The organism is Gilvimarinus japonicus (genome assembly GCF_042847215.1).
Classification (GTDB): domain Bacteria; phylum Pseudomonadota; class Gammaproteobacteria; order Pseudomonadales; family Cellvibrionaceae; genus Gilvimarinus; species Gilvimarinus japonicus.
Map to the genome: position 1 here is coordinate 2390058 of NZ_AP031500.1, position 13715 is coordinate 2403772.

Here is a 13715-nt window from a genome sequence, read left to right on the forward strand (position 1 = left end):
TTAACTCCGATCAAGTTGTTGATTTTTTGAGCAAACTGAACAATCAGTTAAAAAATGGCGACCAAGCAGGCTCCCTTACATCTCCCTGCTTAGATGGCAAACGATACTTTGTACCGGCATCCAGTGAAACAGCTGCCAGTATACCCTTTCCCCCAAACCGTGTCGCGTACAGCAACATAGCCCCATTAGGCGCTATAGTAGGCGATTCATCGAGGTTTGTCTCGGTTAAAATCCGTAAAGTGCCCGTGGTCAGGTCTTGCGCCGCGATGTGAAACACGCCTTGACGCTGATGAACCATCACTAGGGTTTTTCCGTCTTTCGAGACTCGCCCGCGAGCATTGTACTCGCCATCGAAGGTTAAGCGCTCTACCCGCCCGCTGGCAAGTGTCACTTTATAAATTTGTGGCTTGCCACCGCGATTTGACGTAAAAACAACCCCTTCGCCATCAGCTGTCCAGCTCGGCTCGGTGTCGATCGCGTAGTGATTGGTCACCCGCGTAAACTGCCTGGTGCGCAAATCAAGGGTGTAAATCTCGGGGTTGCCGTCCTTTGACAGTACCATAGCCAGCTTATCGCCGTCTGGCGAGAAAGCCGGCGCACCGTTTAGGCCGGTAAAATTGGTTAATTGCTCGCGCTGACCAGTGGCTAGGTTTTGCATAAAAATTGCCGGGCGTGTGGTCTCGAACGACACATAGGCAATCTCACGGCCATCGGGCGACCAAGTGGGCGACAGTAGCGGCTGGTCGGACTCTAACAGCAAACGTGAGCGAGCGCCGTCGGCATCGGCCAGCATTAAGCGAAAGTTATCTGCCTTCTGCTCATGCTGAAACGCCTCTACATAAAGCACTTGCGTTGAAAACGCCCCACGGATGCCGGTGATTTTTTCGTACACTTTGTCGCTGATATGGTGGGCAATATCGCGCAGCTGCTCAGGGCTGCCATCAACCTTACCGGCACTGATGACCTTGCGCTGCGCCAGCACATCAAAAACATCGTAGCGCACAAAATAGCGGCCGCCGCGCTGCTCGGCGCTGCTTACCAATAGGTATTCGGCGCCCATCGCGCGCCAATCCCGGTAGAACACATCTTCGGGCTTGGTTGGAAACGACAACATGCTGGTGCGCGGCACCGGATCAAACTGACCGCTGCGCTGCAAGTCGGCCGAGACGATTTCGGAGACATCCTCGGGCAGTGGCGACGAACCACCCCAGCCCATAGGTACAACCGCAATACGGGTAGGATTATCTACCCCCTGGGTAATCTCGATGGTGAGCTGGGCAAATGCCGGCGACACAAAACAACAAAATAAGAGCGCTAGTAGTTTTCTCACAATCGTAAATCCTTGGGGTTAAAGACCAATCTTAACTGGCGAAAATTTTGTTCAAACAGCTCGGGCTGCATATTTTTAAGCTCGGTAAAGCGATCAATACGCCGCACCGCCTGTTCGGCTGAGCGATCAAAAGCAGCGTTACCACTGCTTTTGGTGATCGTCACATTCACGACCTGACCGGTGGGCACTAACTGTATCAAGAGCTCGACCTGCATGCCACGGCGAGCCGAGGGCGGGCGACTCCAATTTTGCTCGATCCGCGCCGCGATCATATTCACGTAACTTTGGCTCTGGGCTTCGGCAAGCTCGGCTTGGTGTTGCTGCTCTTCTTTGCGCATGGCCTCATCTAGCCGCTCTTGCGCAATGCGCTCTTGACGCTCGCGCTCGGCCTTCTCTCTGGCGGCTTTCTCCGCCCGGCGCTTGGCCTCGGCTTCAGCCTGCCGCTGCTCCTCAAGTTTGCGTTTACGCTCTGCCTCGGCCTCGGCCTTGGCTTTTTTCTCGCGCTGGACCCGCGCTTTACGCGCTGCCTCCTCTTTTGCTTTTTTCGCCGCTGCCGCCTTTTGCTGCTCCAGCTCACGCTTTTTGGTTAAATCGATCACATTGGTCTTTTTTTGTGCAGGCTCGGCGGTATCTTTCGCCTTAAGCTCGACGAGTTTAGCCTGCACCACATTAGGCTTGAAGACACGTGGCTTGGGGTCAATGGTGGACGACTCCCAGCCAATCGTCACGGCCAGAACCAAAATCAAGTGCAGACCAACACTAATAATCACCGGTAGAGTATACAAACTACGCCAATTCATACGGTAAGCGGGCCCGTTACTTAGGTGGATCTGTAACCAAACCTACCGAAGGCGCACCCGCCCCCTGCAGTTCAGTCATTAACGAGACCACAACACCGTAGCTTACCTCGCGATCACCCCACACCAACACGGGTGTGCTGGGTTTTTCGCCCAACACCTTACTCACCATGGCCGTAATATCAGCCAAAGGCTTGCCCTGCTTTGGCTCACCGCCAAGCTCGATGTAGTACTCGCCCGCTTTATCGACCGACACAATGAGCGGCTCGTCTTCTTTATCATCAATCGGAGAAGACGGCGCCTGCGGTAAGTCAACTTGCACCCCTTGCATCAACATCGGGGCGGTCACCATAAATACCACCAACAGCACCAACATCACGTCGATATAGGGCACGACGTTGATCTCTGCCATGGGCTTCTTTTTTACTTTTGGGCCAAATGCTGCCATTTCGCTGCCTGTTATTGCCGGTTTTCAGAATCAGGAAGAAACTTGTTTGCTGTGCACCTGACGGTGCAAAATTGCCGAAAACTCTTCGGCAAACGTTTGGTAATTGTTTTCCATTGACTCTGCTCGCGCCGCGTAACGGTTATACGCCAACACGGCCGGAATCGCCGCAAACAGCCCCATGGCGGTTGCCACTAGCGCCTCAGAAATACCGGGCGCGACCGTTGCCAAGGTCGCCTGATGGACATTCGCAAGCCCACGAAACGAATTCATAATGCCCCACACGGTACCAAACAAACCGACATACGGGCTTACCGAAGCAACACTTGCCAAAAACGGTAGGTTTGCTTCTAACTTTTCTTCCTCGCGGGCCAGCGCAACCCGCATGGCTCGCTGACAAGCTTCCATCACCGCATCGGAATCGGCATTGGACTGCGAGCGCAGCCGAGTAAACTCTTTAAAGCCGGCGCGAAAAATATTTTCAACGCCGTCGACCGCGTTTTTACCGGTGCGACCATTGCTCTGGCGGTACAGCTGGTTTAAATCGATGCCCGACCAAAACTGTTTTTCAAATGATAGAAATTTTGCCCGCGCGCGCCTTTGATACATGCCACGTTGAATAATCATGACCCAAGACACTATTGATGCCAGAAACAATAGCGCCATAACCAGCTGCACAAGTAGGCTGGCGTTAGCAATTAATCCCCAGATGGATAGCGAGTCTTCATTTGGCATAAATCATTCTGCTCTTTAAAGTGATTCCGTGGTTGCGCCTACAATTGGCAAAACCTTCCCGTTATTTTCAATTACCAGTCATTTTTTAAGCAACCGTTGCCAGCTGCTCACGCATCCCTGGCGGCATTGCGCAGGGGCGCATAGTGTCTGGGTTAACACACGCGATGCGAATTAGACCTTCACACAGCAATTCGTTCCCCCGGTAAATACCTTGTTTAAACAGTACATTGGTGCGCGCCAATGTATCAACCTCGGTTGTTACGCTTAGTAAATCATCCAACCGCGCCGAGCGGCGATAGTTCACCTCGGCCCGATGGACGACGAGCAAACTGCCATCATCCAGTATCGCAGGCTTATCATAACCGTACTGGCGCAAAAATTCTGTACGACTACGCTCCATAAATTTGAGGTAATTAACGTAGTAGACAATTCCTCCGGCATCCGTGTCCTCAATATAGACACGAACCGGTATTGCAAAAGGTACATTTGCCCCGCCCGTACTTGCTACCTCGCTCACGATGACTCGCTCAGGCGCGCGGGCACATCAATGCCAAAATGCTCGTAGGCCAGCGCGGTTAATATGCGGCCACGAGGTGTGCGAGATACAAAACCCTGCTGTATCAGGTAGGGCTCAATCACATCTTCAATAGTGCCGCGCTCTTCGCTAATGGCGGCGGCAAGTGCGTCGATTCCCACCGGGCCGCCCAAAAAATTATCCATCATTGCCAGCAGCAGACGGCGATCCATATGATCAAAGCCGCGAGCATCCACTTTAAGCATGTTAAGCGCTTGGTCGGCCACCAGTGCACTCACCTGACCATCGGCTTTGATCTCAGCGTAATCTCTTACCCGACGCAACAACCGGTTGGCAATTCGCGGGGTACCGCGAGCGCGCTTGGCCACCTCGGCCGCGCCCTCGGGCTCAGTTGGCATGCCCAACAGATTGGCCGAGCGGGCGACAATATGAGTTAAATCGGCAATATTGTAAAACTCTAGGCGCTGGACAATGCCGAACCGATCGCGCAGCGGTGAGGTCAACAGTCCGGCACGGGTCGTGGCACCCACCAAGGTAAACGGCGGCAAATCAAGCTTAATAGAACGCGCCGCCGGGCCCTCGCCAATCACGATATCCAACTGAAAATCTTCCATCGCCGGGTACAAGATTTCTTCGACCACCGGGCTTAAGCGATGGATTTCATCAATAAACAGCACATCGCCCGGCTCCAGATTCGTCATAAGCGCAGCCAAATCGCCGGCTTTTTCCAGAACCGGGCCCGAGGTACTTTTAAGGGATACGCCCATCTCCTGAGCGATAATATTGGCAAGCGTGGTTTTACCCAGCCCGGGCGGACCAAATATTAACGTATGATCGAGCGATTCACCGCGCTTTTTGGCCGCTTGAATAAAAATTTCCATCTGCTCGCGCACGGCGGGTTGGCCGACATATTCAGCGAGTGATTTGGGTCGGATGGCGCGATCGAGCTGCTCTTCACGGGTGGTAGGCTCAGGCGCAATAAGGCGGTCGGTTTCTATCATCCTAAATACCTAGCTTGCGATACGCTTAAGCGCGAGTCGAATTAGCTCTTGCGCGCCGGCAGACTCGTTAGCCCGCGCCGCTGTCGCCACCATTTTAGCCGCCTCTGTGGGTTTGTAGCCCAGGCTAATCAAGGCACTTTCCGCTTCGTCGCGCTGATCGTGCTTATCCGCGTGGCTTGCCACCGGACCACTCAACAGATCAGCCCCCGAGCCCGGCGCTGCAACCAACTTATCACGCAGTTCGATAATTAACCGCTCGGCAGTTTTTTTGCCAACACCCGGGACTTTTACCAAAGCTGTGACATTATCCTCATGAACGCAGCGCGCCAACTGCTCGGCATCCATACCCGATAAAATAGCAATCGCCATTTTCGGGCCAACGCCATTGACTTTAATCAGAGTGCGAAACAGGTCACGGTCGGAGCGTTTGGCAAAACCAAACAACTGGTGCGCGGTGTCACTGACTGCCAGATGCGTGTAAACAATAGCGGGATGGTCAACCTCAGGCAACGCATAAAAAGTAGTCATAGGCGCCTGCATCTCATAGCCGACCCCTTGCACATCCAGGAGTAAAAAAGGGGCCTGCTTTTCTACCAGCACACCGCTGAGTCGTCCGATCATGGTTACCTTTCTGTCAGTATTGAATAAGTCGCTTTATACCACACGACCACGCCTAAAGCTGCGTGCGCTGGCGAGTTTTATCAAATGTTGCTGAGTATTGATATGACATAGAGCAATTGCCAGGGCATCGGCCGCATCTTCTTGCGGCGCCGCAGGTAACTTGAGCAGCGTTTTCACCATATGCTGCACTTGCAGTTTGTCGGCAGCGCCACTGCCCACCACAGCTTGCTTGACTTTACGTGCCTCGTACTCAAACACCGGCACCTCATGGTTAACGGCCGCAACAATGGCCGCCCCGCGCGCCTGACCAAGCTTTAAGGCAGAGCCGGCATTTTTAGCCATAAACACTTGTTCGATGGCAAATTCCTGCGGCATGTATTGCTCAATCAAGCTGGTCACACCGTCAAAGATCACTTTGAGCCGCTCCGGCAAGCTGACCTCGGGCACCCGTATCACACCACTGGTGACATACTCGTATTGCCCACCAGCCCAGTTAACAAGGCCAAACCCCGTTTTGCGCGAGCCGGGATCGACCCCCATAATTATCGCCATGCTATTACCACGCTGAGCCCCACACAGGTACTCTTTAAAGTGTCACACGGGGGCACATTAAGCGCAAGACAGCTAGCCGTTTAGCTCGGCGAGCACCTCATCGCTGATATCGGCGTTGGTGTATACGCTTTGTACATCATCCAGATCTTCCAGCATATCCACTAAGGCCATAATTTTTTCGGCACCGGCCGCATCTAAATCAACGGTGGTGGCAGGCTTCATGGTGATCTGCGCTTGTTCGGGCACAAAATCGTCGCTCAACAACGCCTCTTTAACATCAAAGTAGTCTGCAAAGGCCGTCTCCACCTCTTTGCTGCCATCGCCGTGAACCAGCACATCCTCGGCACCCGCCTCTAAGGCTGCCTCCATTAGCGGCTCCTCTTTAACCTCCGCCGGGTAATGCAGCTGCCCTACTTTGCTAAACAGATACGCCACCGAGCCATCGGTGCCTAAATTACCGCCGCGCTTAGAAAAGGCGTGACGCACCTCGGCCACCGTGCGGTTTTTATTGTCGGTCATACACTCGACCAACACCGCAACGCCACCTACGCCGTAACCTTCGTAAGTGCACTCCTCGTAATTTTCGCCTTCGGCATTACCCGCACCGCGACTCACCGCTTTGTCGATGGTGTCTTTTTTCATGTTCGCGCCCAGGGCTTTATCCATGGCGACGCGCAAACGCGGGTTATCATCAGGGTTATCGCCGCCTTTCGCGGCCACCGTTAACTCGCGAATAATTTTGCTAAATACCTTGCCACGCTTGGCATCTTGCGCAGCTTTGCGGTGTTTAATGTTTGCCCATTTACTGTGGCCAGCCATAGTCGACTCCGCTTTTTGTCTGATTTGTCTGAAGCTAAAACGCAAAACGGCCGGGCAAGCCCGGCCGTTTTGTACGCCGCCGCTTACTGCTCGGCGGGTTTTTCTTTTTGCTCTTTTTGACGCAAGCGAATATGCAACTCTTTCAGCTGAGTAGCATCCACCGCCCCCGGTGCGTCGGTCATCACACAGGCCGCACTCTGCGTTTTAGGGAAGGCGATCACGTCGCGAATCGAGGCAGCGCCGATCATCAGCATAATCAAGCGATCCAGACCAAAAGCCAAACCGCCGTGCGGCGGCGCACCGTATTTGAGTGCATCCAGCAAGAAGCCGAACTTCTCGCGCTGCTCTTCGGCACTGATGCCGAGAATCTCAAACACCGCTTGTTGCATATTTTGGTTGTGAATACGCACCGACCCACCACCGAGCTCGGTACCGTTAAGCACCATATCGTAAGCGCGGGACAAGGCCGTTGCCGGATTCGCTTTAAGCTCATCGGGCGAGCAAGACGGCGCGGTAAACGGGTGATGCAGCGCTTGCATCGAGCCATCGCTGGCCTCTTCAAACATCGGGAAGTCGACCACCCACAAAGGCGCCCACTCACACGTATAAAGATCCAGATCTTCGCCCAACTTGCAGCGCAGTGCACCGAGAGCTTCCGTCACAATATTGGCTTTATCGGCACCAAAGAATATCAAGTCGCCGTTGTCAGCCTCTAAACGATCCAGAATCGCGCTGCGCACATCATTGGGTAAAAACTTAACAATGGGTGACTGCAAGCCGTTTTCTAAATCGGCCTTATCGTTCACTTTAATGTAAGCCAAACCTTTGGCGCCGTAAATGCTGACAAACTTGGTGTAGTCGTCAATTTGTTTGCGGGTTAACTTATCGTTACCGCCGGGTACTTTAAGCGCTGTAACGCGACCTTTAGGGTCTTTAGCCGGGCCCGAGAAGACTTTAAAATCGACCTCCAGCATTAAATCTTTAACGTCGACCAGCTCCAGCGGAATACGCATATCGGGTTTATCCGAACCGTATTTGGCAATAGCTGTCGCGTAATCCATACGCGGAAACTCACCCAAATCAACGCTCATTAAATCGTTAAAGAGTTTTTTAATCATACCCTCGGTAATACCCATAATACCTTCCTCGTCCATAAACGAGGTCTCGATATCAATTTGGGTAAATTCCGGCTGACGATCTGCGCGCAAGTCTTCATCGCGAAAACATTTGGCGATTTGGTAGTAGCGATCGAAACCTGACACCATCAGCAACTGCTTAAACAGCTGGGGCGATTGCGGCAGTGCAAAAAACTTATTTTCGTGGGTGCGCGACGGCACCAGGTAATCCCGGGCACCCTCGGGGGTGGCACGAGTCAAAATCGGGGTTTCTATATCCAAAAAGCCGTTTTCATCCAAGTAGTTGCGGATCGCAATGGTCACCTTGGAGCGAAACTGCAGGCTTTTTTGCATTTCGTTGCGGCGCAAATCCAGATAGCGGTACTTTAAGCGTACGTCTTCGCCAACACTGGAATGCTCAGATAACGGAAACGGCGTGGTCTCAGCTTCGTTAAGAATCTCAAGCGCGGTGCCGTAAACTTCGATCTCGCCGGTAGCCATGTTGCTGTTAACGGTGGCCGCATCGCGAGCGCGCACTTTACCGGTTACTTGCAGCACGTATTCGCCACGCACCTTGTCGGCCAGCTCGAAGTTCTCTTTGGTGTCCGGATCAAAGACCACCTGCACGATACCGTCGCGATCGCGCAAGTCGATAAAAATAACACCGCCGTGATCGCGGCGACGATCAACCCAGCCACACAAGGTTACTTCTTGGTCGATAAATGAGGCATTTAAAGCGCCACAGTATTCACTGCGCATAATCTGTTTCCCGTTTATTACTGTTGGTTGGGCCTGTGCCCACAATTAGGTGGCCGGAGTCGCGGGCGCCGGTGTGCTGGCTGCTTTGCTGTCGCCACCTTTGGCGGCATCTCCGACGAGGTTCTTTTTCTTACCCGATTTAAAATCTGTCTCGTACCAACCGCCGCCCTTAAGGCGAAAACCTGCGGCTGAGATCTTTTTGGTCAGCTCGCTCTGCTGGCATTCTGGGCAATCGACCAGTGGCGCGTCACTCATTTTTTGCAAGGCTTCAAGTTCGTGACCACAGCCCAGGCAACGGTATTCATAGATAGGCATTACAAGTTTCTCCACAATTAGGCACATCAATAGAGCCTAAACCTACCAAAAACGCACAGAGGGCAGCCTCCGGCCGTCAAAAAACGCGCAATTATACCTCAGAGGATGGCGCGGAGAAACCGCACAAGGAACGCTAGGACGACGTATTGGGCGTTAATCGCCCAATACGCTTTTGATTTCTAAGATTTCGGCCTCGGCGCGGCAAAAACGCCGCACCAGCTCGGGGTCAAACTGAATGCCAGCACATGCCTCTAGCTGGATGAGCGCCTCGGGCACAGGGTAAGCCTCAGTTTGGGCTCGCTGAGTGGTGAGGGTTTCAAACATATTAGCAATCGCCACAATGCGTCCCACCAAAGGAATATCGCGGCCTGTAAGACCCCGAGGGTAGCCACTGCCATCAAACGACTCACGGAAGGTGGTGACAATCGTACGCGCCATGGTGAGCAAGTCCGAGTTGTCGTTGCCCAGGATACGAACCCCCATTTTGATCTCGGCTTCGATTACGGCGCGCGCCCCTTTACCTGGGTTACTGGCAACCTCCAGGGCCGAGTCAGGTAGGCCAATTTTACCCACGTCGTACATCAAGCTGGCGTTTAGTAGCAGTGCCGCATCGGTCGGCCCCATGCCGGCCTCTTCGCCAAGCAAGCGACTGTAGCGGCTAATTCGCAGGGCGTGGGCGTTGCTGCCTCGCTCGCGGCTGGCCGCCGCCCTACCCAGGCAGTGCACCACCTGTAACCGGCTTAATTCCAGCTCGGCGGTACGCTCGGCAACGATACGCTCTAACGCGTGATTTTGATCCGCCAGCGCCAACTGGGTTTTTACCCGGCGCAGCAAGATAGGCGGGCTAACCGGCTTACTGAGATAATCAACCGCCCCCAGCTCAAAACCTTTAATTTCATCGGCCACGGCAATTTTAGCCGTGACAAAAATCACCGGTATCGAGGCGGTTATCGGGTCCGCCTTTAAACGCCGGCAAACCTCAAAACCATCCATCTCGGGCATCATAATGTCCAGCAAAATAAGGTCGGGCGGGTGGTCAGATGCCGCCAGCTCTAGCGCTTTAATGCCTCGCGTCGCTGCCCTTACCCGATACTCGGATGACAAGAGCCCCACTAACACGTCGATATTCTCAGGGGTATCGTCGACTACCAATATGGTCTTACTGCCTTCCATTTGCACCTCTGGTATCAAGTTCGGCGCTGCTGCCAGCGCGTTAACGCTTGCAGCGCCTGATCAAAATCGTAGCGCTCTACACTCTGTGCCACTTCATCCAGCCCGGCATCTTTCGGCAATGCGCCACGCAGCGTGACTAGGGTTGACCGGGCATTAGTATCGGCGGTTTTCAGCTGCTCGGTCAAAGTCTCGAGCTCGGCTTCAAGCTCCGCCGGACTAAGCGCAACTGGAGCAACCGCAGGGCTATCGGGCCGGGGCAACCTTTCAAGCTCATCTACCACAGCGGATAACGCATCTGACAACTCTGTAAGAGTAGCCTGCTGCAACTCAGATTGCGCAATCTCGGCCTCGACTTTCGCCGCTAACGGCTGTAACCGGTGGGCGCCCAGCGAGCCGGCCAAGCCTTTTAGCGTGTGCGCCATGCGCTGCGCCTCGTCTGGGTCTGAGTTATACGCCTTGGCAATGGTTCGGCTCGCGCCGCCCTGAGTGCGACAAAAGCTATTGGCCAAACGCCATAGAGTGGCCTCGTTGCCCCCCATCCGAGCCAAAGCGTCATCTAGGGCGATAACATCCGCATTTACCGCCACCTCACTGGCACCCACGGCCGTTACAGATGAAACCGCCTCTGGGCTTGCCAGTTGCCGCGCGGGCAAATACTGGGCAATTTTTTGGTACAGCTCGCGTACATCAATCGGCTTGGCAATGTAGTCATTCATGCCCACCGCCCGTGCCCGGTCGCGATCCTCGGCGGTGGCGTTGGCCGTCATCGCAATAATGGGTAGCTCGCCTACTTTGCCCAGGGCACGAATGCGGTGAGTGGCGGTATAACCATCCATCACCGGCATTTGAATATCCATCAAGACACAGTCAAAGCTCTGGCCCCCCATCGCGTCCAATGCCTGCTGGCCATTTGCTGCGAGCACCACGGTGGCACCAACAGCTTCTAGCAGCTCGCTGGCCACCTGCTGATTTAGCTCGTTGTCATCCACCACCAAAAGGGTGGCGCCAGACAAATCGACATTAACCGAGCGCCCGGTCGCCAGCACTTCGCTGTGCGGTACCGCCTCGCCAAAGGCACGACGAATCGCATCGCGCAGCCGCAGGGGGTCAATCGGCTTGACTAGCACCTCGCGGACTCCCAGCTCTTGAGCTTGGCGCGTTAACGAGTGGCTGTCATAGGCCGTCACCATAATGGTCGGCGGCATCGCGGCATCGCGCCCGGCTAACGCGCGGACAACACTAATACCGTCCATTTCAGGCATTTTCCAGTCGAGCAAAATAAGCTCAAAGGCTTGTTCGGCCAGTCGCTCAAGCGCCTCGGCGCCAGAGTCAACTGCCACCACCTGCAATCCAGCCGTTTTGCAGTACACCGTTAAAATTTGCCGCGAGGTGGAATTGTCATCAACCACCAGTACCTGCTTACCTTCAATGGCCACCGGCAAGCCGGGTACGGTCGAGGATTTTTTACAGGCCCCAAATAGCGCGTAAAAGCTAAACCGGCTGCCCTTGCCCGGCACACTTTTAACACCAATTGCTCCGCCCATTAGCTCGACCAAGCGCCGGCAAATGGACAACCCCAACCCGGTACCGCCATATTTTCGGGTGGTGGATTCATCCGCCTGAGAGAAGACATTAAACAGCTTGCTTTGCTGCTCGTCATTCATGCCGATGCCGGTATCGGTCACACTAAAATTAACCGCAACCTGGCCGCCGCTGGCCTGCTTTAATTCAATCGCCAACGTTACCGAGCCCTGCTGGGTAAATTTAATGGCGTTATTCAATAGGTTAATTAATACCTGCTGAAGGCGAACGGGATCGCCTTTTAAAATCTCAGGGACACTGGCATCAAGGTACAGTAGCAACTCAACATCGGGCTTTTCGTTGAACTTCACCCCGGCAATGGTGCTCACGGTGTCGATCACCTCAAGCAAGCTAAACTCTATTTGCTCCAGCTCCATGTGCCCGGCTTCGATCTTAGAAAAATCCAAAACGTCGTTAATCAGGCCCAACAACGAGTGCGAGGCGCCGTTGATTTTATTAAGGTACTCTTGCTGCTTCTCGTTAAGTTCAGTACTGCCTAGCAAGTGCCCCAGGCCGATAATGGCATTCATCGGCGTGCGAATTTCATGGCTCATATTGGCCAAAAAAGACGATTTGGCATCGGTTGCCGCCTCCGCCTCACGCCGCGCTTGAATCAGTTTGTCATTGGTGCTTTGTAAAGCGCGAGTGCGCTGGCTCACAGTTTGCTCTAGCTGCTCTTTATGACGGCGCAACTGCCCGGTTGCGGTACGCAATAACTGCCGGGTGCGATGCTGCGCGGCAAACAACTGATCGACTTCCATAATCGCCACGCGCGGTGTCTCGGGCTCGCTAAAATCAAGCTCCGCGATGCGCTGATTCTGACGGATCAGGTCACTCAGCGGGCGTGTAAAGCGTCGCGCCAGCGCCGCCGCTAACAGCGCACTGATCACCAGCACCGACAACAGAATCCCAATCAGCCAGCGTTTGTGATTGACCGCACCGGGGATAAACACCCGCTCGGGCGCGAAACTGCCCACCCATAAGCGCGTGGTTTCCAGTGAATAAGGAATAAAGGAGTAATACCATGTGTCGTCACCCGCCCGATAACGACCGACATCTTGCGCCTGACGACCACCCGCTTGCCACTGCTGCCAGCCCACCAACAGCGGCCCAGCCAACACATCATTAAGGTTCGCAATCTCTTGTTTATCGCCTTTCGTGTCGCCAGCCGCACGATAACTGTTGGGCGCGCCCAACACTTGGTTCGCATCAGTAAAAATAATCACTTGCGAGTCAGAGCCTTTGTTGAGCGTATCAACCAGCGATGATAAGTCGCTCAGCTGAATATCCAACCCCAGCACCATCTGCTCGCCGGCGGCATTAACCCAAGACGTTGACACCGTTATGCCCGGCTGTCCCGAGGTAAAAAAGATATAGACGTCCGTCCAGTAAACCTTAGCGCCAGCACCATTGGCGGCCCCCGCAAACCAAGGGCGCTGGCGCGGGTCGTAATCGAGTGTGGGAGACGTCTCGCCATTTGGGCGCCTAGCCCCCTGCGCATCCATTTCCACCACCCGGTAGCGCGATTTTTCGGCATCGCTCACGCGCATACGCCAAGGCTGAGCGCCGCGACTTTGCATGAGCATCCACTCTCGGCCCGCGCTGGTCGCCAGCATGGCCGCAGTGATGTGAGGGGTTTCTTGCAACAGCGGATAAAAATAAGCATTCAGTGAGGCAATTGCCTCTGGGCTGGCATCAGATTGCCTCGCCCAGCGCCGGGCCATAGACAGCAAACGCGCCGTATCGCCCAATAAGCTATCGAGCTGGTGGTGAACGTTATCGCCCGTGCGCTGCATCTGAACCAACGACACTTTGCGCAAGCTAGGCTCAAACACCAATTTCACATAGCCCCAGTAAGCGCCACTTAACGCTACCAGTAAAAGGCCTGCCATACCGGCCAACAATGCATTGCGAAAAGAAATTTTTCTCTGGCTCAA

13 protein-coding genes are annotated in these 13715 nt (G+C 54.2%); all 13 read right to left on the bottom strand.

Features of this window, described 5'->3' with window-relative positions:
* Nucleotides 1-43: 43 nt before the first annotated feature.
* The gene (tolB, locus tag ACGHAD_RS10205; RefSeq protein ID WP_339614962.1) at nucleotides 44-1330 is read right to left on the bottom strand and encodes a Tol-Pal system beta propeller repeat protein TolB; all 1287 of its coding nucleotides are present in this window, start codon (nucleotides 1328-1330) and stop codon (nucleotides 44-46) included.
* Complete coding sequence (tolA, locus tag ACGHAD_RS10210) at nucleotides 1327-2130, bottom strand: cell envelope integrity protein TolA (RefSeq protein ID WP_339614961.1); 804 nt, start codon at nucleotides 2128-2130, stop codon at nucleotides 1327-1329. The genes tolB and tolA overlap by 4 nt, the downstream gene beginning before the upstream one ends.
* Before the next feature lie 16 nt (nucleotides 2131-2146).
* Entirely contained in the window at nucleotides 2147-2575 is a 429-nt protein-coding gene (tolR, locus tag ACGHAD_RS10215) for a protein TolR (protein WP_339614960.1), read from the bottom strand.
* Nucleotides 2576-2605: 30 nt separating this feature from the next.
* A complete protein-coding gene (gene tolQ / locus ACGHAD_RS10220; RefSeq protein WP_339614959.1) occupies nucleotides 2606-3307 on the bottom strand; it encodes a protein TolQ in 702 nt (233 codons plus the stop codon).
* 85 nt (nucleotides 3308-3392) lie between these two features.
* Entirely contained in the window at nucleotides 3393-3824 is a 432-nt protein-coding gene (ybgC, locus tag ACGHAD_RS10225) for a tol-pal system-associated acyl-CoA thioesterase (RefSeq protein WP_382415239.1), read from the bottom strand.
* Nucleotides 3821-4843: a Holliday junction branch migration DNA helicase RuvB gene (ruvB, locus tag ACGHAD_RS10230; protein ID WP_339614957.1), complete on the bottom strand. Its 1023-nt coding sequence runs from the start codon at nucleotides 4841-4843 to the stop codon at nucleotides 3821-3823. Before ruvB ends, ybgC begins: the two co-directional genes overlap by 4 nt.
* Before the next feature lie 9 nt (nucleotides 4844-4852).
* Nucleotides 4853-5464 (bottom strand): Holliday junction branch migration protein RuvA, encoded by a 612-nt coding sequence (ruvA, locus tag ACGHAD_RS10235; RefSeq protein ID WP_382415236.1) that lies wholly within the window; start codon nucleotides 5462-5464, stop codon nucleotides 4853-4855.
* 33 nt (nucleotides 5465-5497) lie between these two features.
* A complete protein-coding gene (gene ruvC, locus ACGHAD_RS10240) occupies nucleotides 5498-6016 on the bottom strand; it encodes a crossover junction endodeoxyribonuclease RuvC (RefSeq protein WP_339614955.1) in 519 nt (172 codons plus the stop codon).
* Nucleotides 6017-6088: 72 nt separating this feature from the next.
* Entirely contained in the window at nucleotides 6089-6835 is a 747-nt protein-coding gene (locus ACGHAD_RS10245) for a YebC/PmpR family DNA-binding transcriptional regulator (protein WP_382415234.1), read from the bottom strand.
* Between the two features lie 83 nt (nucleotides 6836-6918).
* Nucleotides 6919-8709 (bottom strand): aspartate--tRNA ligase, encoded by a 1791-nt coding sequence (gene aspS / locus ACGHAD_RS10250; RefSeq protein WP_382415232.1) that lies wholly within the window; start codon nucleotides 8707-8709, stop codon nucleotides 6919-6921.
* A 45-nt stretch (nucleotides 8710-8754) separates the two neighbouring features.
* Nucleotides 8755-9024 carry an FmdB family zinc ribbon protein gene (locus tag ACGHAD_RS10255; protein WP_382415230.1) on the bottom strand — a complete coding sequence of 90 codons (270 nt, stop codon included), beginning with the start codon at nucleotides 9022-9024 and terminating at the stop codon, nucleotides 8755-8757.
* A 153-nt stretch (nucleotides 9025-9177) separates the two neighbouring features.
* The gene (locus ACGHAD_RS10260; RefSeq protein ID WP_382415228.1) at nucleotides 9178-10197 is read right to left on the bottom strand and encodes a two-component system response regulator; all 1020 of its coding nucleotides are present in this window, start codon (nucleotides 10195-10197) and stop codon (nucleotides 9178-9180) included.
* A 14-nt stretch (nucleotides 10198-10211) separates the two neighbouring features.
* Complete coding sequence (locus tag ACGHAD_RS10265; protein ID WP_382415226.1) at nucleotides 10212-13715, bottom strand: response regulator; 3504 nt, start codon at nucleotides 13713-13715, stop codon at nucleotides 10212-10214.